The sequence below is a fragment of the Massilia sp. BSC265 genome, from assembly GCF_000740675.1.
Classification (GTDB): domain Bacteria; phylum Pseudomonadota; class Gammaproteobacteria; order Burkholderiales; family Burkholderiaceae_D; genus Telluria.
Genome location: NZ_JPXI01000023.1, coordinates 121,909 through 142,469, shown reverse-complemented (window position 1 = coordinate 142,469; position 20,561 = coordinate 121,909). Strand labels below are relative to the sequence as shown.

The 20,561-nt window shown below is 64.1% G+C and carries 23 protein-coding genes; 20 read left to right on the top strand and 3 right to left on the bottom strand.

Annotated elements, in window-relative coordinates; translation table 11 throughout:
- The 5 genes from MA09_RS04600 to clpB form a co-directional block, all read left to right on the top strand.
- Positions 1-705 (top strand): DUF349 domain-containing protein (locus tag MA09_RS04600; RefSeq protein ID WP_036245758.1); only part of this gene is annotated, 705 nt, incomplete at its 5' end.
- The gene (moaE, locus tag MA09_RS04595; RefSeq protein ID WP_036244442.1) at positions 702-1,184 is read left to right on the top strand and encodes a molybdopterin synthase catalytic subunit MoaE; all 483 of its coding nucleotides are present in this window, start codon (positions 702-704) and stop codon (positions 1,182-1,184) included. The genes MA09_RS04600 and moaE, both read left to right, overlap by 4 nt.
- Positions 1,181-1,555 (top strand): fluoride efflux transporter CrcB, encoded by a 375-nt coding sequence (gene crcB / locus MA09_RS04590; protein WP_036244444.1) that lies wholly within the window; start codon positions 1,181-1,183, stop codon positions 1,553-1,555. Before moaE ends, crcB begins: the two co-directional genes overlap by 4 nt.
- Before the next feature lie 94 nt (positions 1,556-1,649).
- Positions 1,650-2,066, top strand: a complete 417-nt coding sequence (gene yiaA / locus MA09_RS04585; protein WP_036244446.1) for an inner membrane protein YiaA — start codon at positions 1,650-1,652, stop codon at positions 2,064-2,066.
- 97 nt (positions 2,067-2,163) lie between these two features.
- Positions 2,164-4,770: an ATP-dependent chaperone ClpB gene (gene clpB / locus MA09_RS04580; RefSeq protein ID WP_036244448.1), complete on the top strand. Its 2,607-nt coding sequence runs from the start codon at positions 2,164-2,166 to the stop codon at positions 4,768-4,770.
- An 81-nt stretch (positions 4,771-4,851) separates the two neighbouring features.
- On the opposite strand, the gene MA09_RS25215 is transcribed toward clpB, so the two are convergent.
- The gene (locus tag MA09_RS25215; protein WP_229440509.1) at positions 4,852-5,442 is read right to left on the bottom strand and encodes a PEPxxWA-CTERM sorting domain-containing protein; all 591 of its coding nucleotides are present in this window, start codon (positions 5,440-5,442) and stop codon (positions 4,852-4,854) included.
- 524 nt (positions 5,443-5,966) lie between these two features.
- Between MA09_RS25215 and aceA the strand changes: the two genes are divergently transcribed.
- The 3 genes from aceA (at position 5,967) to MA09_RS04560 (ending at position 10,232) form a co-directional block, all read left to right on the top strand.
- Entirely contained in the window at positions 5,967-7,265 is a 1,299-nt protein-coding gene (gene aceA, locus MA09_RS04570; RefSeq protein WP_036244454.1) for an isocitrate lyase, read from the top strand.
- A gap of 355 nt (positions 7,266-7,620) precedes the next feature.
- Positions 7,621-8,844, top strand: coding sequence for a 23S rRNA (adenine(2030)-N(6))-methyltransferase RlmJ (locus MA09_RS04565; protein WP_229440510.1), 1,224 nt, complete (start codon positions 7,621-7,623; stop codon positions 8,842-8,844).
- 122 nt (positions 8,845-8,966) lie between these two features.
- On the top strand, positions 8,967-10,232 hold the full coding sequence (locus tag MA09_RS04560) for an EAL and HDOD domain-containing protein (protein WP_036244456.1): 1,266 nt from the start codon (positions 8,967-8,969) through the stop codon (positions 10,230-10,232).
- 24 nt (positions 10,233-10,256) lie between these two features.
- Here MA09_RS04560 and MA09_RS04555 read toward each other — a convergent pair whose 3' ends face one another.
- Positions 10,257-11,006 (bottom strand): SAM-dependent methyltransferase, encoded by a 750-nt coding sequence (locus MA09_RS04555; protein WP_036244459.1) that lies wholly within the window; start codon positions 11,004-11,006, stop codon positions 10,257-10,259.
- Positions 11,007-11,027: 21 nt separating this feature from the next.
- Positions 11,028-11,642, bottom strand: coding sequence for a Maf-like protein (locus MA09_RS04550; RefSeq protein ID WP_036244460.1), 615 nt, complete (start codon positions 11,640-11,642; stop codon positions 11,028-11,030).
- 186 nt (positions 11,643-11,828) lie between these two features.
- Between MA09_RS04550 and MA09_RS04545 the strand changes: the two genes are divergently transcribed.
- The 12 genes from MA09_RS04545 to MA09_RS04495 all read left to right on the top strand — a co-directional run bounded on the left by MA09_RS04545 (position 11,829) and on the right by MA09_RS04495 (position 20,519).
- On the top strand, positions 11,829-12,326 hold the full coding sequence (locus MA09_RS04545) for a DUF177 domain-containing protein (RefSeq protein WP_036244462.1): 498 nt from the start codon (positions 11,829-11,831) through the stop codon (positions 12,324-12,326).
- A 230-nt stretch (positions 12,327-12,556) separates the two neighbouring features.
- The gene (rpmF, locus tag MA09_RS04540; protein ID WP_005666806.1) at positions 12,557-12,739 is read left to right on the top strand and encodes a 50S ribosomal protein L32; all 183 of its coding nucleotides are present in this window, start codon (positions 12,557-12,559) and stop codon (positions 12,737-12,739) included.
- Positions 12,740-12,839: 100 nt separating this feature from the next.
- A complete protein-coding gene (locus MA09_RS24455) occupies positions 12,840-13,040 on the top strand; it encodes a hypothetical protein (protein ID WP_152594513.1) in 201 nt (66 codons plus the stop codon).
- Positions 13,041-13,058: 18 nt separating this feature from the next.
- Entirely contained in the window at positions 13,059-14,087 is a 1,029-nt protein-coding gene (plsX, locus tag MA09_RS04535; RefSeq protein WP_036244464.1) for a phosphate acyltransferase PlsX, read from the top strand.
- 26 nt (positions 14,088-14,113) lie between these two features.
- Complete coding sequence (locus tag MA09_RS04530; RefSeq protein WP_036244471.1) at positions 14,114-15,100, top strand: beta-ketoacyl-ACP synthase III; 987 nt, start codon at positions 14,114-14,116, stop codon at positions 15,098-15,100.
- A 117-nt stretch (positions 15,101-15,217) separates the two neighbouring features.
- Positions 15,218-16,156: an ACP S-malonyltransferase gene (gene fabD, locus MA09_RS04525; RefSeq protein ID WP_036244473.1), complete on the top strand. Its 939-nt coding sequence runs from the start codon at positions 15,218-15,220 to the stop codon at positions 16,154-16,156.
- A gap of 48 nt (positions 16,157-16,204) precedes the next feature.
- Positions 16,205-16,942: a 3-oxoacyl-ACP reductase FabG gene (fabG, locus tag MA09_RS04520; RefSeq protein WP_036244466.1), complete on the top strand. Its 738-nt coding sequence runs from the start codon at positions 16,205-16,207 to the stop codon at positions 16,940-16,942.
- Between the two features lie 180 nt (positions 16,943-17,122).
- Positions 17,123-17,362, top strand: a complete 240-nt coding sequence (acpP, locus tag MA09_RS04515) for an acyl carrier protein (RefSeq protein WP_020653257.1) — start codon at positions 17,123-17,125, stop codon at positions 17,360-17,362.
- Positions 17,363-17,394: 32 nt separating this feature from the next.
- The gene (gene fabF / locus MA09_RS04510; protein WP_036245756.1) at positions 17,395-18,642 is read left to right on the top strand and encodes a beta-ketoacyl-ACP synthase II; all 1,248 of its coding nucleotides are present in this window, start codon (positions 17,395-17,397) and stop codon (positions 18,640-18,642) included.
- A 194-nt stretch (positions 18,643-18,836) separates the two neighbouring features.
- Positions 18,837-19,391, top strand: a complete 555-nt coding sequence (locus MA09_RS04505) for a hypothetical protein (protein WP_036245755.1) — start codon at positions 18,837-18,839, stop codon at positions 19,389-19,391.
- Positions 19,392-19,452: 61 nt separating this feature from the next.
- A complete protein-coding gene (gene rpoE, locus MA09_RS04500) occupies positions 19,453-20,055 on the top strand; it encodes an RNA polymerase sigma factor RpoE (protein WP_036245754.1) in 603 nt (200 codons plus the stop codon).
- A 59-nt stretch (positions 20,056-20,114) separates the two neighbouring features.
- The gene (locus tag MA09_RS04495) at positions 20,115-20,519 is read left to right on the top strand and encodes a sigma-E factor negative regulatory protein (RefSeq protein ID WP_081897423.1); all 405 of its coding nucleotides are present in this window, start codon (positions 20,115-20,117) and stop codon (positions 20,517-20,519) included.
- The last annotated feature ends 42 nt before the right edge of the window (positions 20,520-20,561 follow it).

Below are 20,561 nucleotides of genomic sequence, written 5' to 3'. Positions count from 1 at the left end.
GCGCTGTGCGCGCGCCTGGAGGCCGCCGCGCTGGAGGCGACACCCGCGACCGCCGGCAAGCTGCTGCGCGAGGCGGCTGCCGAGTGGGCGGCGATCGGACCGGTCCCGCGCGCCCATGAGGCGCGCATCGAAAAGCGCTACCACGCCGCGGTGGCGGCGGTACAGCACCATGCCGATGTGGCGCGCCGCGCCGCCGGGCTGGCCCTGGCCGGCGCCGTTCGTGACAAGCTGCGCCTGATCCAGGCGCTGGAAAACGCGATCGTCAATCCCGACGCGCATACCAACCCGGACGACTGGCGCGCGCGCTGGGAGGCCCTGGTGCCCCTCGAAGGCGGCTACGAGCCGGTGCTGCATGCGCGCTTCGAGGCCGCATTGGGTGCGCTGGAAGGGGACCGGGCAGAAGATCGTGCCGACTACGCCCGCCAGCTGGAGGCAAACCGTGAACGGCTGCTGCACGACCTGCTGCGCCTGGAGATCGCCGCCGGCATCGACAGCGGCGCCGAATTTGCGCGCGAGCGCCTCAAACTGCAGGTCGAGGTGCTGCAAAGCTCGCTCAAGTCCGGCCACAGGGCGGGACCAGGCCCGGGGCAGGGCGGCGCCGCCAGGGGAGTGCATGAATTGCTGGCACTGCCTGCGCTCGCGGATGCGCGCACCGAGACCCGCATCGAGCACCTGTTGACGCGCTACGCCAAGGACGGCCGATGAGTGCCCCCGCGACGACCGGGGTGACCGACATCCGCGTGCAGTCCGCCGACTTCGACCTGTCGCGCGAGCTGGCCGCCCTGCGCGCCGGCGACGGCCGGGTCGGCGCCGTGGTCTCGTTTGTCGGCACCGTACGCGACCTGAACGAAGGATCCACGGTGTCGGAGATGGAGCTCGAGCACTATCCTGGCATGACGGAAAAGGCGCTGGAAGACATCGTGGCCCAGGCCAGGTTGCGCTGGCCCTTGTATGGCGTAGCGGTCATCCACCGCGTCGGTCCGCTGAAACCGCTCGACCAGATCGTGCTGGTGGCCTGCAGTTCGGCGCACCGCGGCGAGGCCTTCGCCGCTTGCGAGTTCATCATGGACTACCTGAAGACCGACGCGCCGTTCTGGAAGAAGGAGCAGACACCGGAAGGAGCGCGCTGGGTCGACGCGCGTGCCAGCGACGATTCCGCCAAGCGCAAATGGGCTGAGCCTTGAGCTGGCTGGCAGTCGGCGCGGGGGCGGCGATCGGCGCCTGGCTTCGCTGGGGTTTCGGTCTCTGGCTGGGCAGCCTGCACGCCTATGTGCAGATCGGTACGCTGGCGGCCAACCTCGCCGGCGGCTACCTGGTCGGGCTCGCACTGGGATTCTTCGGGGGCCATCCGGATCTCGCTCCCGAATGGCGCCTGTTTGCCGTCACCGGTTTCCTCGGCGGCCTGACGACCTTTTCCAGCTTCTCCGGTGAATCGGTGCTGTTACTGCAGCGTGGCGAATACGGCTGGGCGCTGGTCCACACCTTCCTGCACCTGCTGGGCTCGATCCTGTTCTGCGCGGCCGGTTTTGCCACATGGCGCATCTTGCGCAGCTAGCGGTATTGCCTGCCGCTACCACTGCATAGATCAAGTGCGTCGTTTCGGGAACGTGATAAGTTTGCGGCTAGTTCATTTACATGAGGAAACTGCCATGCAAACCGTCCAGCGTCCAACCTCCGCCTTCGTCGGTGCTTCCTGGGGCGCCCTCGCGTGCGGCATTACCGCCTACCTGGCGGGTCTGTGGCTTGCCCATATGGAGCTCAACGAAAAGGGCTATTACTTCACGCTCCTGCTGCTCGGCCTGTTCGCGGCAGTGTCCCTCCAAAAAACCGTTCGCGACCGCAGCGAGGGTGTGCCGGTCACGGGTATTTATGCCGGCTTGTGCTGGATCTCGCTGGTGGCGGCCATCCTGCTCCTGGCCATCGGGCTGTGGAATGCCACCTTGGCGCTGAGCGAGAAAGGTTTTTACGCCATGTCTTTCGTCCTGAGTCTGTTTGCCGTGGTGGCGGTCCAGAAAAACGTGCGCGATCTCGGCTCCGTGCGCGATTCGGAGCCCGCCACGGAATAAGGTCGCTTGCTGCATGGGAGTCCATTGCACATCTTGAAAACCAGACAGAGATCCCTATCTTGCTCCTCAGTTAAAAACACCACTAGGGAGCAATACCATGCGGCAAGACAAATTGACGACCAAGCTCCAGGAAGCGCTGGCGGACGCCCAGAGCCTGGCGGTCGGCAACGATAACCAATACATCGATCCGGTCCACCTGCTCGTCGCCCTGTTGAACCAGGACGACGGCGGTGCCCGTTCGCTGCTGCAGCGCGCCGGCGTCAATGTCGGCGGCCTCACCAATGCGCTGAAGTCGGCACTGGAACGCCTGCCCAAGGTTTCGGGCACCGGCGGCGACGTGCAGGTCTCGCGCGAACTGGTGGCGTTGCTGAACCTGGCCGACCGCGAAGCGCAGAAGCGCGGCGACCAGTTCCTCGCCTCCGAGATGATCCTGCTGGCGCTGACCGACGACAAGTCGGACGCCGGCCGCCTGGCGCGCGAGCATGGGCTTGCACGCAAGGCGCTCGAGTCTGCCATTTCCGCCGTGCGCGGCGGCGAATCGGTGAATTCGCAGGACGCCGAAGGCCAGCGTGAAGCGCTGAAAAAATACACCCTCGACCTGACCGAACGGGCCCGGCAGGGCAAGCTCGACCCGGTGATCGGCCGCGACGACGAGATCCGCCGCGCGATCCAGGTGCTGCAGCGCCGCTCCAAGAACAACCCGGTCCTGATCGGCGAACCGGGCGTGGGCAAGACCGCCATCGTCGAAGGCCTGGCCCAGCGTATCGTCAACGGCGAAGTGCCCGATTCGCTCAAGGGCAAGCGCGTGCTTTCGCTCGACATGGCGGCCCTGCTGGCCGGCGCCAAGTACCGCGGCGAGTTCGAAGAGCGGCTGAAAAGCGTATTGAAGGAACTGGCCCAGGACGAGGGGCAGACCATCGTCTTCATCGACGAGATCCACACCATGGTCGGCGCCGGCAAGGCGGAAGGCGCGATGGACGCCGGCAACATGCTGAAACCCGCGCTGGCGCGCGGCGAGCTGCACTGCGTGGGCGCCACCACGCTCGACGAATACCGCAAGTACGTCGAGAAGGACGCCGCGCTGGAGCGCCGCTTCCAGAAGATCATGGTCGACGAGCCGAGCGTGGAGGCGACCATCGCCATCCTGCGCGGCCTGCAGGAGAAGTACGAGCTGCACCACAAGGTCGAGATCACCGACCCGGCGATCATCGCCGCGGCCGAGCTCTCGCACCGCTACATCAGCGACCGCTTCCTGCCGGACAAGGCGATCGACCTGATCGACGAGGCTGCCTCGAAGATCAAGATCGAGATCGACTCCAAGCCGGAAGTGATGGACAAGCTCGAACGCCGCCTGATCCAGCTGAAGATCGAGCGCGAAGCCGTGCGCAAGGAAACCGATGAAGCCTCGATGCGCCGCATGGAACTGATCGGCGAGGAGATCGCGCGCCTGGAGCGCGAGTACAACGACTACGAGGAGATCCTCAAGTCGGAAAAGGCGGCGGTGCAGGGCACTGCGCACATCAAGGAAGAGATCGAGCGCATCCGCCATCAGATCGAAGAGGCAAGGCGCAAGAGCGACTACAGCCGCATGTCGGAGCTGCAGTACGGCCGCCTGCCGGAACTGGAGGCCCAGCTGAAGAAGGCCGAGGAAGCCGCGTCCAACGCCGATGGCGATGCCAACAAACCACGGCTGCTGCGCACCCAGGTCGGCGCCGAGGAAATCGCCGAGGTGGTGGCGCGCGCGACCGGGATCCCGGTGTCGCGCATGATGCAGGGCGAGCGTGAAAAACTGCTGCACATCGAGGACGAGCTGCACAAGCGCGTGGTGGGCCAGGACGAGGCGATCGTCGCGGTGTCGGATGCGATCCGCCGCTCGCGCGCCGGCCTGTCCGATCCGAACCGCCCGTACGGCTCCTTCATGTTCCTGGGCCCGACCGGCGTCGGCAAGACCGAGCTGTGCAAGGCGCTGGCCGCCTTCCTGTTCGACACCGAGGAATCCCTGATCCGCATCGACATGAGCGAGTTCATGGAGAAGCATTCGGTGGCCCGCCTGATCGGCGCGCCGCCGGGCTACGTGGGCTACGAAGAAGGCGGTTACCTGACCGAAGCCGTGCGCCGCAAGCCGTACAGCGTGATCCTGCTCGACGAGATCGAGAAGGCGCACCCGGACGTCTTCAACGTGCTGCTGCAGGCGCTGGACGACGGCCGCATGACCGACGGCCAGGGCCGCACCGTCGACTTCAAGAACACCGTGATCGTGATGACCTCGAACCTGGGCTCGCACAAGATCCAGTCGATGGACACCGACGAGCCGGGCGTGGTGAAGCTGGCCGTGATGGCCGAGGTGCGCGGACACTTCCGTCCCGAATTCATCAACCGGATCGACGAGATCGTGGTCTTCCATGCGCTCGACGAGAAGAACATCGGCGCGATCGCGAAGATCCAGCTGCACGGCCTGGAAGAACGCCTGGCCAAGATGGAGATGACGCTCGATATCGACGACGAAGCCCTGCAGAAGATCGCGGAAGCCGGCTTCGACCCGATCTACGGCGCCCGTCCGCTCAAGCGCGCGATCCAGCAGCAGATCGAGAACCCGCTGTCGAAGGCGATCCTGTCGGGCCGCTTCGGGCCCAAGGATACGATCCCGGTACGGGTGCGTGGCGGGAACCTGGTGTTCGGGGAGCAGGTGGAACTGGCGAAGTAAGCTTCCCTGCACGGCGGCCTGCTCCGCAAACGACAACGGCGCGTCCTGAAAGCACGCGCCGTTTTTTCATCCTTCAGCCGTTCAGCCTTGCTTGCGCTTTCTGCGGGCCATGAATCCCACCAGGCCCAGCCCGCCCAGCAGCATCGCGTAGGTCTGCGGTTCCGGCACCGGCGCGATGGTCTGCGACAGCAGGCTGCCCACCTTGCGGTCACCCTCGCCGAAGAAGTTCACTTTCAGGTGCGGCGCTTCCAGGTCGGGCGCGCCGCCGCTGAAGCTGAACTGGAAAATCATGTTGTCCGCCAGCGCCACGCGATCACCCGAAACGCACAGGCTGCGCCCGGCATGGGAGCCGCCGCCGCAGCCGTTCGCGTTCAGTTCGTTCGACGACAGGGTCCAGTTGGCAGCGAGGCCGGGGGCCGACACCAGGGTCACGTCGGAAAAGCTGCCCAGGTCCTTGAGCTGGAGGGCGCCGATGGTGCTCGCGTCAAGCCAGTCGCCGGTGCGGTTGGCGGCGTCGATCTCCAGGGTGAGCAGGTTGCCGCTCCAGCTCGACGTGAAGGTGACGCCCTGGTAGGTGAGCTCGCCGGCCTGGCCCGATGCCGCGACTCCGATGGTGAGGGCCAGGGTGGCCACCGCTTTGCTGAACAGGGTTTTCGTTGCAGAGGTCTTCAATTCAATCTCCTCGATCATATTGAACGACCAGGCCTTCGCGTCGGCGAACGGCCCGGACTCGCGCACGGATGAGCACGCGAGTCCAGATTATTCCTGCTGTAAAGACCTTTCTGTTAGGCGATTAACCAATGGCTGAGTTAGCGACTGTACAGTCCTGCATAGCATCCGGAGCGGCCAGACACCTATTTGCGGCGGCGGCCCGCGCCCAGCAGCCAGGCGGGCAGCCATGAGGGCCAGCGAACGCGATTCAAATCCATCAGGGGAAGATCGTGGCAATGCACATTTCACATAGTGAAATGCACCTTCCGCCCAGCGAAATGCGCAGCAAACCCGGCCGGCTCCGGCATTCTCATTCTGAGAAACTTCATTCCATATCATGAAACTTGCTCCGTAAGCCATTGAAAAATATCGATAAAAAAATCTTTTGATGTCTTATATAAGAGTTGTTGTGCTCCGCACAAACTGATTTATGATTTATCCAACGGATTCCTTCGCATCGTAGTCCTTCAATCAGGAGAAATAGCATGGCAACTCGTGAACAACAGATCAGTGAACTCCAGCAAGACTGGGAAACCAACCCACGCTGGAAAGGTGTAACGCGCAACTACACGGCGGCCGACGTGGTCCGCCTGCGCGGTTCGATCCAGATCGAGCACACCCTCGCCAAGCGCGGCGCCGAAAAGCTGTGGGACCTGGTCAACAACGAGCCTTACGTGAATGCCCTGGGGGCCCTGACCGGCAACCAGGCCATGCAGCAGGTGAAGGCGGGCCTGAAAGCCATCTACCTGTCGGGGTGGCAGGTGGCGGGCGATGCTAACGTTGCCGGCGAGATGTATCCGGACCAATCGCTGTATCCGGCCAATTCGGTGCCGCTGGTGGTGCGCCGCATTAACAATACCTTCCAGCGCGCCGACCAGATCCAATGGTCCGAGGGCAAGGAGGACATCGACTACTTCGCGCCGATCGTGGCCGATGCAGAAGCCGGGTTCGGCGGCGTGCTGAACGCTTTCGAGCTGATGAAGGCCATGATCGATGCCGGCGCCGCCGGCGTGCACTTCGAGGACCAGCTGGCCTCGGTCAAGAAGTGCGGCCACATGGGCGGCAAGGTGCTGGTGCCGACCCGCGAAGCCGTCGAGAAGCTCAACGCCGCGCGCCTGGCCGCCGACGTGATGGGCACCCCGACCCTGGTCATCGCGCGCACCGACGCCGAAGCGGCCGACCTGCTCACTTCGGACGTGGACGACAACGACAAGCCCTTCTGCACCGGCGAGCGCACCGTGGAAGGCTTCTTCAAGGTCAAGCCGGGCATCGAGCAGGCCATTTCGCGCGGCCTGGCCTATGCGCCGTTCGCCGATCTCGTGTGGTGCGAGACCGGCAAGCCGGACCTGAACTTCGCCAAGCAGTTCGCCGAAGCCATCCACGCCAAGTTCCCAGGCAAGATGCTGGCCTATAACTGCTCGCCTTCGTTCAACTGGAAGAAGAACCTGGACGACGCCACCATCGCCAAGTTCCAGAAGGAGCTGGGCGCGATGGGCTACAAGTTCCAGTTCATCACCCTGGCCGGCTTCCACGCCCTGAACTACAGCATGTTCAACCTGGCGCATGGCTATGCCCGCCGCGGCATGTCGGCCTTCGTGGAACTGCAGGAAAACGAGTTCGCCGCCGCCGAAAAGGGCTTCACCGCAGTGAAGCACCAGCGCGAAGTCGGCACCGGTTACTTCGACGCCGTGACCCAGACCATCCAGCAGAACCAGAGCTCGACCACCGCGCTGCACGGTTCGACCGAAGACGAGCAGTTCTTCGACGAGAAGAAGGTCGCATAAGCTGCCTCTACCACTTACCTCCAAGACTTGCCGCAGTGCCCGCGAGGGCCTGCGGCTTTTTTTCGTAGGGTGGGCAAGTTCCTTGCCCACGCGGTAATCGCTAGTGGCTCCGCTGTCGTGTCGGATGATCTTGCTGCAAGCTATTACCGCGTGGTCGGGAGACCCGCCCACCCTACGAACAGCCCGAGAAATTGCTTTGTAGTGGATAATGGCGGCCATTGCGCCGTTCAAGAAAACACGGCACCGACTCTCTTCTCAGGAATTCCAGCTTATGTTGAGCTACCGCCACGCTTTCCACGCGGGTAACCACGCCGATGTCCTCAAACACTTTGTACAGGTGCAACTGCATTTGTATATGAACCAGAAGGACGTCGCCTACACCTATATCGATACCCACTCCGGGGCCGGCGTCTATGCGCTCGACAGCTTCCAGGCGACCAAGACCGGCGAGTACGACACCGGCATCGGCCCCCTGTGGAACGCGACCGATGTTCCCGAAGCGCTCAAGCCCTACCTCGACCTGGTCAAGGCCATGAACCCGAGCGGCAAGATGCGCTACTACCCGGGCTCGCCCTGGGTGGCCGACCAGATGGCGCGTCCCGACGACCGCCTGCGCCTGTTCGAGCTGCACCCGGCCGACGTCAAGATTCTGCACGAAAACGTCCGCAAGGCAGAGGCGCACAAGGCCGAGCAGGGCGAGCGCGCCCGTGGCAAGCGCGTCATCATCGAGCACGGCGACGGCTTCCAGAGCCTCAAGAAACTGCTGCCGCCGCCGTCGCGCCGCGCGCTGGTGCTGGTCGATCCGCCCTACGAGGTCAAGGACGACTACAAGAAGGTGCGCGACGCCCTCGAAGAAGCCCTCGGGCGCTTCCCGAGCGGCATGTACGCGGTCTGGTATCCGGTGCTGCAGCGCATGGAATCGCGCCAGTTCCCGGACAAGCTCAAGCGCCTGCCGGCCAAGGAATGGCTCAACGTGACGCTCACCGTGTCGACCCCGGGACCGGACGGCATCGGCCTGCACAGCAGCGGCATGTTCATCCTGAACCCGCCCTATACCTTGGCGCCGATGTTGCGCGAGACCATGCCCTACCTGGTGCAGGTGCTGGGCAAGGATGCCGGCGCGCGCTTCACCATCGAAACCGGCACCCAGGTGACCGGCGCCGCCTCGGCGCGCCTGGCCGGGGAAGGTCCGCGCGCGCCGGTCGGCAATGCGCGCCGCGCCAGCCCGCTGTCGGGCAAGGGCAGCCTGCGCCTGCCGGGCCAGAGCATGGTGCGCGAGGGCGAAGAAGAGACGCGCACTGCCAGGCCGAGTGGAACGGGCGCGCGCCGCGTCTGGCGTCCCGACGGGAGTGCGCAGGGCAAGCCGCAGGGCGAGCCGCAGGCGGGCGACCAGGGCGCGGCCCGCGGTGCCGGCAAGCGCCCGGCGGCGACGGGAACGGCCGGCCCGCGCGCAGCCACTTCGCGTGCGGGTGCGCCACGATCGGGTGTCCCACGATCGGATGCCCCGCGCGGCGGCCCAGGCTCGGGCGGCCCACATGGCGGCAGCAAGAACGGGCGCAAGGGAAGCGGCAATCGCTGAGCCCCAAGTTAGATATAAAAATGCTAATAGTGTCGGATTTGTAGTATAGTCTCCGGGACAGGCGTTCACGCGCCTGTCCGGCGCGTCTATCCGAGCCGCAACAGTTTCCAGGAGTTTTTCCGATGCATGCCGAAGCAACGGCAGCGGCATCCGTGCCGTCCAACGATTTTTTTCTCGCACGTCAGCCTATTCTCGGCCGTGACCAGCATCTCGTGGCATTCGAGCTGCTGTTCCGCGCCGCCGGCGAGGACGACGATGCGAAACTGACCGATAACGCTGCGGCGACAGCGGCCGTCATTTCACACGCCTCGCAGCTCGGCATGGAGCAGGTGGTCGGCGAGCAACTCGCTTTCGTCAACGTCGACGAGGTCGTCTTGATGAGCGACTTCGTGCGTTTCCTGCCTCCGCATAAGGTTATCCTCGAAATCCTGGAAACCGTCAAGCCGACCCGGCAGTTGTTGGCGCGTGTCGCCGAGCTGAAGGAACTCGGTTTCAAGTTCGCGCTGGACGACGTGGTCGAGCATTCACCCGAGCTCGACCGGCTGGTCGGGCTGGTGGACGTCATCAAGGTGGACGTCAAGCTGGTGCCGCCAGAGGAATTGACAGGCCTGGTCTCCTCGCTGAAGGCTACCGGCAAAAAACTACTGGCCGAAAAGGTGGAAACGCTCGACGAGTTCAAGCTGTGCATGGAGCTCGGCTTCGAGTACTTCCAGGGCTATTACTTCGCCCGTCCCGTGATCTTGTCCGGCAAGAAGATCACGCCTTCGGAGATGGCGATCCTGCGCCTGCTGGAGCTGGTGAGCTCGGATGCCGACGCCCGGGTGATCGAGACGGCAGTCAAGCGCGATGCGCTGATCAGCCTGAACCTGCTGCGACTGGTCAACAGCCGCGCAGCGCCGGGGCCGCAGATCGAATCGCTGTCGCAGGCGCTGAACCAGCTCGGGCGGCGCCAGCTGCAGCGCTGGCTGCAGATCCTGCTGTACACGACGGCGGGCGGGGTCGAGCTGGCCTCGCCGCTGCTGCAGCTGGCCACCACGCGCGGCAAGCTGCTCGAGCTGATGACCCAGGCCAGGTACCCGAACGATGCGGCAAAGGCCGACCGCGCCTTCACGGTGGGGATCATGTCGCTGGCCGATGCGCTGTTCTCGATTCCGATGCAGGACATCCTCGACAATGTCGAAGTGGCGGACGACGTGCACGCGGCGCTGCTCGACCGGGAAGGGGAGTTCGGAACCATGCTGCATGTGGCCGAACTGCTCGAGGCGGCCGAGGGCGGGTGCAAGCTGTATAACGCCCTGCGCAAGCTGGGACTATCCGTGGCGCAGATCCGCGAGATCGAGCTGAAGGCCTTCGATTGGGTGAGGGAGCTCACCCACGAGGTGCACTGAAGCGGCGGGAATGACCCTGGGGCCTTACTGCGCCAGGAACAGGAACACCGTCGGCTTCTTGTGAAAATCCGGCGCCTTGCCGGCCGCCAGCGCCGCCTTCCACTTCGCCGCCGTCATCGTCCTGACCGACTCGCTCGCCAGCGACAGGTCCGTCGCGACGCACACCAAGGTTCCCGGCTGGCAGGTCCCAACGAGCGCCTCCAGCATCTGCCCGTTCCGGTAGGGCGTCTCGATCAAGAGCTGCGTCTGCTTCTCGCTGCGCGAGCGCCCCTCCAGTTGCTGGATGCGCTTGGTGCGCTGCCCCGCATCGGTCGGCAGGTAGCCGTTGAAGGCAAAGCTTTGGCCATTCAGGCCACTGGCCATCACCGCCAGCAGCAGCGAGGACGGCCCCACCAGCGGCCGCACCGCGATCCCATGCTGGTGGGCGAGGCGCACCAGGTCGGCGCCCGGATCGGCCACGGCCGGCACGCCCGCTTCCGACACCAGTCCCGCATCGCGCCCGGCCAGCAGCGGCGCCAGCAATTGCGCGAGCGCTGCGGGCGGCGTGTTCACGTTCAGCTCGGCAATCTCGATTTCCTGCAGGGGCTTGGCCAGCGGGTGGTCGATGGCGATCAGTTTCAGGAAGGCGCGTGCGGTCTTGGCGTTCTCGGCGACGAAGTAATCGAGCTTCGAGGTCAGCGCCTGCACCTGCGTCGGCAGCAGGGCGGACAAGGCGCCGGGGGCGGCATCAAGGGGGCCAAGGGTGTTCGGGATCAGGTAAAGGGTGCCAGGCATTGTTTCAGTCAATAGGTGGTGTTACACGCCGAAGAAGGGAACGCCAGCGCGGCGCAGCATGCCGGTGAGGGCGATCAGGGGCAGGCCCGTGAGGGCGGTCGGGTCGCTCGATTCGATGCGCTCAAGCAGGGCAATGCCCAGGCCCTCGTTCTTGGCGCTGCCGGCGCAGTCGTAGGGCTGCTCGATGCGCAGGTAGGCGTCCAGTTCGGCATCCGGCAGGTCGCGGAAATCGACGAAGACCTGTACATTCTCGACCTGCGCCGCTTGCGCCGGGTCGGCCGCGCGGCTGTCCCACAGGCACAGTGCGGTGTGAAAAACCACGCGGCGCCCGCGCATCAGCTGCAGCTGGCCCAGCGCCCGCGCGTGGTCGCCCGGCTTGCCGATCTGCATGCCGTCGAGCGTGGCCACCTGGTCCGAGCCGATCACCAGCGCACCGGGTGCTTGCGCAGCCACCGCAGCGGCCTTCTCGCGCGCCAGGCGCAGGGCAGTGTCCTGCGGGGCCTCGCCCGCATGCGGGGTCTCGTCGATGTCGGGCGCAATGGCCTCGAAGGGCAGTTGCAGGCGCGACAGCAGCTCGCGCCGGTAGGCGGAACTGGAAGCGAGGATGAGGCGGAACGGCGCGGAACTTGGTATCATTGTGGTCTGGCGAACAAGCAAAACGATAAGCTGAGCTAATAAATCATATATCTCCGGCAAGTAAACCTCATAAATCCGCATCGCTGGATATCGGGTACAACGTGCGCGGGTCAAAAATGACGTAAGTCTTTGACTCTGCGAGGAGAAGCCTGTTATTATCGCAGGTTTTCCGGGGAAGTTTTCCAAATGAGCGCTTTTGTCATTGACGCCTTCGAGTTTTGCCGGAATAGCGGACATCGCGAGGGCGTGACCCCTGTCGCCGAGATGACCCGCCTGGCTGCCGATTGCGCCGACAAGTCTGGCGAGATCCGCTGGTCGATCGACGGCGGCCTGACCAAGCAGGGCTACCCATCGATGACCCTGGCGGTCGCCGGTCCCGTGAAGCTGGTCTGCCAGCGTTGCCTGACGCCGATGGACTACGAGATCGACTCATCCACCATGCTGGTGCTCGGCAAGGATGACGAGGACGCCGACGGGATCGAGGAAGTCCTCGACGACGAGAGCATCGACGTGATCGTCGGCAGCCGCGAGTGCGATATCCGCCAGTTGCTGGAAGACGAAGCCCTGCTGGCCCTGCCGCAGGCACCGAAACACGAGGTATGTCCGGACACCAAGCTCCTGGATGCCCTCAAGACCGAGAAGGTCTCGCCGTTCGCGGCACTGAAAAATCTCAAGTCCGAATAAAGCAGTACAGCTTAGTCAAAGAGAATTAGTAGTACCGCAGCACCCGCAGTACGACTGAAAGAACGTGTCAAACGCGTGCAGTAGTCGAGTATGGCAGTAGGCAGTTGATGTAGCAGCGTTAAAACATGTCGGCGATGGATGAATAAGAAATTGCCGCTGGGATACTCGATCTGCAAGTATTTGCAAATCGAATGTGTTAGAATTTTAGAACTTATGTATTAGGAGTCATCATGGCAGTTCAGCAGAATAAGAAGTCCCCGTCGAAGCGCGGCATGCACCGTTCGCACGATTTCCTGACCGCACCGAACCTGGCAGTCGAGCCGACCACCGGCGAGACCCACCTGCGTCACCACATCAGCCCGAACGGTTTCTACCGTGGCCGTAAAGTCCTGAAGACCAAGAACGACGAGTAATCGACGTCTTGTCCTTCCATAGAGGGTGTGAAAAAGCGGTCATGGCAAGGCGCCGAGTCGAAGACGGTACGCTAGTACGGCGAGACGAGGCAACGCAGCCATGGACGAATTTTTCATGCACTCGACCATGAAAGCGGTGCAACGTATGGTTTCTGCGTGGCGCCGCTTTTTCTTTCGCTTTTCCGTTTTCAGCGGCTGCAACAATTTTGCACTCCGTCATTTTGAATTGAGCGGACCGCGGCTGGCCATGCGCCATGCCCCATCCCATCTTGCCGCCCGCACTGTCTCCCGCTTTGCATGAGCCGGCATCCCCGAACAAATGACAATCACAATTTCCATTGACTGCATGGGCGGCGATCACGGCCCCTCAGTTACCATTCCGGCAGCCATTTCGTTTCTAAAAAAACAAGCTGACGTCCACCTCATCCTGGTGGGTCTCGAAGACGTCGTGCGCGCCGAGCTCAAGAAGCATGGCGCCGAGGCGCACTCGCGTCTCATTGTCAAGAACGCCACCGAGGTCGTTACCATGGACGATCCGCTCGAAATCGCCCTGCGCAAGAAGAAGGATTCGTCCATGCGCGTGGCGGTCGAGCTGGTCAAGGACGGCAGCGCCAACGCCAGCGTCTCGGCCGGCAATACCGGCGCCCTGATGGCCGTCTCGCGCTACGTGCTCAAGACCATGGCCGGCGTCGACCGTCCGGCGATCTGCTCGATCATGCCGAACCAGAAGGGCGGCCCGACCTACATGCTCGACCTGGGCGCCAACGTGGACTGCGAACCGCACCACCTGCACCAGTTCGCCATCATGGGTTCGGTGCTGTGCTCGGCCATGGAAAACATCCCGCGCCCGACCATCGGCCTGCTGAACGTCGGCACCGAGGAGATCAAGGGCAACGACGTGGTCAAGGCCACCGGCCAGTTGCTCAAGGCCGATCACGAGCGCGGCAAGCTGAATTTCTTCGGCAACGTCGAAGGTAATGATATCTTCAAGGGCACCGTCGACGTGGTCGTGTGCGACGGCTTCGTCGGCAATGTCACGCTCAAGGCCATCGAAGGCGTCTCGCGCTTTTTCAAATCCGTGTTCACCGAGAACTGGCTGTCGATGGCCGGCGCGCTGCTGGCCCGCAAGTCGCTCAAGAAGCTGAACCCGGAACGCTACAACGGCGCCAGCCTGCTCGGCCTGAAGGGCCTGGTCTTCAAGAGCCATGGCGGCGCCAATGCCTTTGCCTTCGAGTGGGCGCTCAAGCGCGCCTACGACGCGGCGAAATACGATGTACAAGAGCAACTGTCGGCCTTGATCGCCGAACTGATGCCGACCCCGCCCGACGCCCAGCAGCGCCAGGCGTAACCAGAACCAGCAGGATGGTGGAAGAGATGACTGTCTACAGCAAGATCACCGGTACCGGCAGCTACCTGCCGGCCAAGCGCGTCACCAACGATCAACTCGCGGCCCAGCTGGCCGAGCAGGGGATCGAGACTTCCGACGAATGGATCGTGACCCGCAGCGGCATTTCGAGCCGCCACTACGCGGCTGCCGACGAGAACGCATCCGACCTGGCCGTGCATGCCGCGCGCCAGGCACTCGAGGCAGCCGGCCGGCTGCCGGCCGACATCGACCTGGTGATCGTCGCCAGCTCGACCCCGGACTTCCACGGCAGCTTCCCGAGCACCGCCTGCATCGTGCAGCAGAAGCTGGGCATGGCGAACAACAGCGCCGCGTTCGACGTGCAGGCCGTGTGCAGCGGCTTCGTGTACGCGGTCTCGACCGCCGACGCCTTCATCCGCGCCGGCGTCTACCGCCGCGTGCTGGTGATCGGCGCCGAAGTCTTCTCGCGCATCCTCGACTTCACCGACCGCACCACTTGCGTGCTGTTCGGCGACGGCGCCGGCGCCGTGGTGCTGGAAGCCTCGGAAGAGCCGGGCATCCTGGCCACCAAGCTGCATGCCGACGGCAGCCATGCCCACATCCTGTCGATCCCCGGCAACCTCGCCCAGGGCGCCGTGGCCGGCAGCGGCTTCCTGTACATGGACGGCCCGGCGGTCTTCAAGCTGGCCGTCACCGTGCTGGAAGAAGTCGCCAAGGAGGCGCTCGAGCACGCCAAGATGCAGCCCTCCGACATCGACTGGCTGATTCCGCACCAGGCCAACCTGCGCATCATGAAGGGCACCGCCAAGAAGCTCGACCTGCCGCTGGAAAAGATGGTCGTCACCGTCGACCAGCACGGCAACACCTCAGCCGCCTCAATCCCGCTGGCGCTCGATTGCGCGGTGCGCGACGGCCGTATCAAGAAGGGCGACAATGTGCTGATGGAAGGCGTCGGCGGCGGTTTCACCTGGGGCGCAGTGCTCGCCCGCATGTAAGCATGACCCCGAATTCGTAGGGTGGGCGGCTATGCCGCCCACGCGGTGATCGTTATCGGCGAGATCACCGCGCCCGTCATCGGAGCCCGTAACGATCGCCTCACGGAGAACAATAACATGAGCAAATTCGCATTCCTGTTTACGGGCCAGGGCGCCCAGGCCGTCGGCATGCTGAACGGCTTCGCCGGCAACCCGGTCGTCGAGCAGACCGTGCAAGAGGCCTCGGAAGCCCTCGGCTTCGACATCGGCCGCTTGATCGCCGAAGGTCCGAAGGAAGACCTCGACCTCACCACCAACACCCAGCCCGTCATGCTGACCGCCGCGGTCGCCGTGTACCGCGCCTGGATCGCCGCCGGCGGCCCGGTGCCGAACCTGGTCGCCGGCCACAGCCTGGGCGAATACTCGGCCCTGGTCGCCGCCGGCGTCATTCCCTTCAAGGACGCGGTGCCGCTGGTGCGCTTCCGCGCCCAGTCGATGCAGGACGCGGTCCCGGTCGGGCAGGGCGGCATGGCCGTGGTGCTGGGCTTGCAGGCCGACGACGTGCGCGCGGTGTGTGATCAAGCGGCAGAGGGCGAAGTGGTCGAGGCCGTGAACTTCAACGAGCCGACCCAGATCGTCATCGCCGGCCACGCCGCCGCAATCGACCGCGCCTGCGAGATCGCCAAGGCCAAGGGTGCCAAGCGCGCCATGAAGCTGGCGGTGTCGGCGCCGTTCCACTCGTCGCTGCTCAAGCCTGCCTCGGACCGCCTGCGCGACTACATGGAGAACATCGTTTTCTCGGCGCCGCGGATCGACTTGATCAACAACGTCGACGTTGCTATCCTGAACGATCCGGCCGCAATCAAGGACGCCCTGGTGCGCCAGGCTGCGGGTCCGGTACGCTGGGTCGAAACGATGCAGAAGATGGCCGCAAGCGGTGTCACCCAGGTCATCGAATGCGCGCCGAGCAAGACCCTGATCGGCATGGCCAAGCGCATCGATCCGGCGCTGACCGGCGAAGCCCTGGTCGACCAGGCCTCGCTGGAGCGTGTACTGAGCGCGATCAAGCCGGCCTGAGGCCTTGCGCATAGCATCCCGAACGTCGTTCACAACAAGAGGAAAAGAATGAATCTGCAGAACCAAGTCGCCCTCGTTACCGGCGCATCGCGCGGCATCGGCAAGGCCATCGCGCTGGAGCTGGCGCGCCAGGGCGCGAAGGTGGTCGGCACCGCCACCAGCGAAGCCGGCGCCGAGGCGATCGGCGCCTACCTGTCCGAATTCGGCGGCAAGGGCGTCGTGCTGAACGTGACCGACGCGGCCCAGTGCGGCGCGGTGGTCGACGACGTGCAGAAGAGCTTCGGCAGCCTGTCGATCCTGGTCAACAATGCCGGCATCACCCAGGACAACCTGGCCATGCGCATGAAGGACGAGGAATGGGACAGCGTCATCTCGACCAACCTCAGCGCCGTCGGCCGCCTGTCGCGCCTGGTATTGCGCGGGATGATGAAGGCCAAGCACGGCCGTATCATCAACATCACCTCGGTGGTGGGCGCCTCGGGCAACCCGGGCCAGATGAACTACGCCGCCGCCAAGGCCGGCGTGGCCGGCATGACCCGCGCGCTGGCGCGCGAGATCGGCAGCCGCAACATCACCGTCAACTGCGTCGCGCCGGGCTTCATCGATACCGACATGACCAAGGCGCTGGGCGAAGGCCAGCACGAAGCCCTGCTGGGCCAAATCCCGCTGGGCCGCCTGGGCCAGCCGGAAGACATCGCCCACGCCGTGGCCTTTCTGGCCGGCCCGACTGCCGCCTACATCACGGGCACCGAGTTGCACGTGAACGGCGGCATGTACATGAACTGAGTGCACACGGAGGCGATAGCAGCCGGGGTTTCAATGCTCACGAAGAAAATCCGGCGTGTACGCTTCTTTTAGCAGTAATTTCGGTGGAAATAGCGGCAATCGCCGAAAGTAGTTTTTCATCGCGCAAACCTGATAAAATGCGCGCACTTTCCGCAACACATACCTTAATGGAGCCATAACATGTCGGATATCGAACAACGCGTTAAAAAAATCGTCGCTGAGCAACTGGGTGTTGCAGAAGCAGACATCAAAATCGAATCCTCGTTCGTTGACGACCTCGGCGCTGACTCGCTGGACACCGTGGAACTGGTGATGGCACTGGAAGACGAGTTCGAAATGGAAATCCCTGACGAGCAGGCTGAGAAGATCACCACCGTCAAGCAAGCCATCGACTACGCTACCGCGCACGTCAAGGCCTAAGCTGTCGCTTTAAAAGTTTCTGGGAGAATCGCTTGAGCCGTTCACGCAACCGCCGTGTCGTCGTTACCGGCCTGGGCTGCATTTCACCAATCGGCAACACCATTGCCGAGGCGTGGGAAGCGGCGCTGGCCGGTAAGTCGGGCATTGCCAACATTACCAAGTTCGACGCGACGCCGTTCACGACGCATTTCGCCGGTGAAGTCAAGAACTTCAAGGTGGAAGACTACCTGCCGGGCAAGGAAGGCCGTAACATGGATAGCTTTATCCATTACGGCATGGCTGCCGGCATCCAGGCCCTGCAGGATTCGGGCCTGGTCGTGACCGAGGAAAACGCGGACCGCATCGGTGTGACCATCGGTTCGGGCATCGGCGGCCTGCCGATGATCGAAGCCACCAAGGAAGAGTACATGAACCGCGGCCCGCGCCGCATCTCGCCCTTCTTCGTGCCGGCATCGATCATCAACATGATCTCGGGCGATCTCTCGATCAAATTCGGCCTGCGCGGCCCGAACCTGGCGATCGTCACCGCCTGCACCACCGGCCTGCACTGCATCGGCGCCGCCGCTCGCCTGATCGAGTACGGCGATGCCGACGTGATGATCGCCGGCGGCGCGGAATCGACCGTATCGCCCCTGGGCCTGGGCGGCTTCGCCTCGGCGCGCGCGCTGTCGACCCGCAACGACGACCCGGCCACCGCATCGCGTCCGTGGGACAAGGACCGCGACGGCTTCGTGCTGGGCGAGGGCGCCGGCGTGATGGTGCTTGAAGAGTACGAACACGCGGTCAAGCGCGGTGCCAAGATCTACGCCGAAGTCATCGGCTTCGGCATGAGCGCGGACGCCAACCACATCACCTCGCCGGTCGAGGACGGGAGTGGTGCGGCGCGCTGCATGGTCGCAGCGCTGCACAACGCCGGCCTGAACGCCAGCGAAGTCCACTACGTCAACGCACACGGCACCTCGACGCCGCTGGGCGACGTGGCGGAAGTGCGCGGCATCAAGCGCGTCTTCGGCGATCACGCGAAGAACATCGTCGTGAACTCGACCAAGTCGATGACCGGCCACCTGCTGGGTGGCGCGGGCGGCCTGGAATCGGTGTTCACCGTGCTGGCGATCCACAAGCAGGTGTCGCCGCCGACGATCAACATCTTCAACCAGGATCCGGAATGCGACCTGGACTTCTGCGCCAACACGGCGCGGGACATGAAGATCGACTACGCGGTCAAGAACTCCTTCGGCTTCGGCGGTACCAACGGTACCCTCGTCTTCGCAAAAGTCTAAGGTTTTTCAGGCCCGCGGTCTGAACTAGATCACGCCCGTTCCGGTCTAATCGGAATGGGCGCCTGACAGCCTGGACCGTTCGGTCCTGCGCTTCATGCAGCACATTTGCGCAACGCATTTGTGTAAAACACTCCCCCGTATCTCCTCCCGTCCGCCCCCAGGCGTCGGCGCCCCTCCTTTCCTCGAACAAGACCATGTCGATCGCGGTGACCGTCGTCATTGCGCCGTCCCGCTGCCTGCGCTGCCTGCTCGCCGGCTTCGGCGCCTCCCTGCTCGCGGCCGCGTGCGCCGTGGGCCTTGCCACGTCGCCGGCCTTCGCGGCCGCGCCGTATGTGGCGCTTGCGCTGCTGTTCGGCGCGGCACGCGTCCTGCATGCCGCGCTCGGTCCTGCAATGGTGCATCGCATTGATATTTCTGGACCCGGCCAGCTACGCCTGACGGTACAACAGGGTGTGCGGCGAGACAAATTCGAAGCCTTGCCGGCGAGCTTGTCGGCCGGCACGACGCTGTGGCCGCGCATGCTGCTGCTGTGCCTCGAGACGTCCTCCGGCGACGGTGGGGACGGGGTGGATGATGGTGTGCGCGGCTGGTGCATGCGCCGTTGGCTGGCCGCCCGCCGCTCCGCACCTTGCACGGTCGCCGTCTTGCCGGACAGCCTGCCGCCGGAGGCATTTCGTGCCCTGGTGGTGGCGCTCGGCGCAGGCGGGCAGGCGGCCGGCGTGTCATCGATGGAGCACAAAATACTTTGAACTTATTGCAGCCGGCCAACTCTTATGGAGGTGGACCGGTGCAGCCGATGGGGCAGGGTCCGTGACGACAGAACGCGAGGGTGATCAGGTGTTGGTGGAGCGCGTCCAGGCTGGCGACCGGGGCGCGTTCGACCTGCTCGTGGCCAAGTACCAGCGCCGCCTGATGCGCCTGGTGTCGCGCCTCGTGCACGACCCGGCCGAAGCCGAGGATGTCGTGCAGGAGACCTTCATCAAGGCCTTCCGCGCCCTGCGGCACTTCCGCGGCGATTCCGCCTTCTACACCTGGCTGTATCGCATCGGGATCAACACGGCCAAGAACTATCTGGTCACACAGGGCCGCCGCGCGCCGACCTCCACCGAGGCCGACGCCGAGCGGGCAGAAGGATTCGATGACGCAGACAGCTTGCGCGACATTAACACCCCGGAATCGGTGTTGGCGAGCAAGCAGATTGCCCATACGGTGAATGCGGCCATGGAAGCACTGCCGCTGGAATTGCGAACGGCAATTGTTCTGCGAGAAATAGAAGGATTAAGCTACGAAGAAATCTCCGAGGTGATGGCGTGTCCGATAGGAACCGTACGCAGCCGGATTTTCCGTGCACGCGAAGTCATTGCCGAGAAATTGCGCCCATTGCTCGATTTCCCGGTTGACAAACGTCGGTAGGTAGCGGGATCGTACAGATACGGGACAAATTGAACAGACCGACGCCGGCAGGTTACCAGATGGACACGAACAAAAAGATACGCGAATACATATCGGCCTTTGCGGACGGCGAATTGCCGGATGCCGACCTCGAACTGGCGCTCGCGGCCTTGCGCGAAGAGGATGGGCGACAGACATGGGGCCTTTACCACACGATCGGCGACGCCTTGCGGGACGAGGCAGTATCGGTCGAACTGCCGCCCGGCTTCGCGCTGCGCCTGGCAGACCGGCTCGCCGCCGAGCCCACGCCGCTGCGGCGCGGCACCGGGCGGCCGGCGACGCCGGTGGATGCGCTGGCAGCGATCGCACCGTCGGTCGTGGCGGGCAGCGAGGCGCTCAACGGCAGCAAGCTGGCCGGGCAGGGCGCGGTGCCGCATGACGGGCCCGCGGCCGATCCGCTCCCGGCCGCGGTCAAGCGGCTCTAGGACGGGCTGCGGGGCCGGGTAATGTCCGATGCCGATGCATTC